The sequence below is a fragment of the Nocardia farcinica genome (assembly GCF_029867845.1).
Lineage (GTDB): Bacteria > Actinomycetota > Actinomycetes > Mycobacteriales > Mycobacteriaceae > Nocardia > Nocardia farcinica_A.
Map to the genome: position 1 here is coordinate 1 of NZ_JARWRU010000328.1, position 1,607 is coordinate 1,607.

2 protein-coding genes are annotated in these 1,607 nt (G+C 75.9%); both read left to right on the forward strand.

The features are described 5' to 3' along the window. A partial coding sequence (locus tag QH283_RS07015) for a PLP-dependent aminotransferase family protein (protein WP_280502201.1) occupies window positions 1-1,248 on the forward strand: 1,248 nt, incomplete at its 5' end. 9 nt (window positions 1,249-1,257) lie between these two features. Continuing rightward, window positions 1,258-1,503 carry a DUF2630 family protein gene (locus QH283_RS07020; RefSeq protein ID WP_280502202.1) on the forward strand — a complete coding sequence of 82 codons (246 nt, stop codon included), beginning with the start codon at window positions 1,258-1,260 and terminating at the stop codon, window positions 1,501-1,503. The last annotated feature ends 104 nt before the right edge of the window (window positions 1,504-1,607 follow it).

The following is a 1,607-nucleotide window of genomic DNA, read 5'->3' on the forward strand; positions in this document are numbered from 1 at the left end:
GCCGCCGCCTACGACCAACTGCACGCCGAGGGTTGGATCGCGGGCAGGCACGGCTCGGGCACCTACCTGACCGCCGCGCCCGCGGGCGCGCCACAACACCATCCGGCCGCGCGCGGCGACGGAGCCCGCCCCGCGTTGCTCGACCTCGGTCCCGGCGCGCCCTGCGTGGACGCCATCGACCGGGCAGCCTGGCGGCGGGCCTGGCGCGCGGCGGCGGACCGGACGCCCGTCGTGCGCAAGGAGCGCGGCGGCGAACCCGCCTACGTGGCGGCGGTGGCCGAGCACCTGCTGCGTCATCGCGGTCTGCGCGCCGGCCACGACACGGACACGGTGGTGCTGGCGACCGCGGGGACCAGCGCGGCCGTCGGGGAACTCGCGGCCGCCCTGCTGCGTCCCGGCGACGCGGTGGCCGTGGAGGACCCCGGCTACCAGCGGGCGGTCGGCGCGTTCCGGGCGGCGGGCATCCGGGTGGAGCCGGTGCCGGTGGACGAGGCGGGCCTGCGGGTGGACCGGATTCCGCCGGACGTGCGGGCGGTGTACTGCACACCCGCGCACCAGTTCCCGATGGGCGCGCGCATGCCCGCCGCGCGCCGGGTGGCACTGGTCGAGCACGCCCGCCGCCACGGCCTGCTCGTGTTGGAGGACGACTACGACGGCGAACTGCGTTACGACACCGCCCCGTTGCCGCTGCTGGCCGCCCTCGCGCCGGACGTGGTGGTGCACCTGGGCACCACCAGCAAGATCTTGTCCCCCACCCTGGGTGTCGGCTGGCTGGTGGCCGCGCCCGGGATCGCGCGGGCGGTGCTGGACCACCGCGAGCGCACCGGAACCACGCCCGCACCCGCCGGACAGCTCGTGGTGGCCGAGCTCGCCCGGCACGGTGACCTCGCCCGGCACCTGCGCCGACTGCGTCGCCTGGTCGCGCCCCGCCGCGAGCTGGTGGTCGCGGCGCTGCGCGAGCGCGGGCTGGAGGTGCTCGGCGACGACGCCGGGTCGCATGTGGTGGTCCCGTTGCCCGGCCAGGCGGCCGAGCGCGCCGCGGTCCGGTTCGGGCGCCTGGCGGGCCTGGAGCTGGACTCGCTCACCCGTCACCACCTCGACGCGGACGTGCCGCGACGCCGCTTCGGCATTCCGCTCGGCTACACGGCGACGAGCCACGCCGAGCTGCGCATCGCCGCGAACGCGGCCGCGGACTGTCTGGCCCGCGCCCGCGAGGAGCACCCGGCAGGCGACGCGAACAGCCCGTAACATGGGTGCATGAGCGATCAGGATCTCCTGGCACGCATCAAACAGCTCGTCGACGACGAACACCGGCTCCGGGCGAAAGCCGTTGCGGGCGAGGTGGATCCGGTCGACGAACGCAAACGGCTGGCCGAACTCGAAGTCATGCTCGACCAGTGCTGGGATCTGCTGCGCCAGCGCCGGGCCCGGCTGGACTCGGGCATGTCCCCCGACGACGCCCAGCTCAACTCCCCGCGCCAGGTCGAGGGCTACCTGCAGTAGTCCTGGCGGCGCGCGGTGCCGCGGGCGGTGGGGCGGAGCAGCCCCGCCCCCCCCCCCCCCCCGCCCCGCGGGGGGGGGGTAAAAAAAAGGCGGGTGTGTAACCA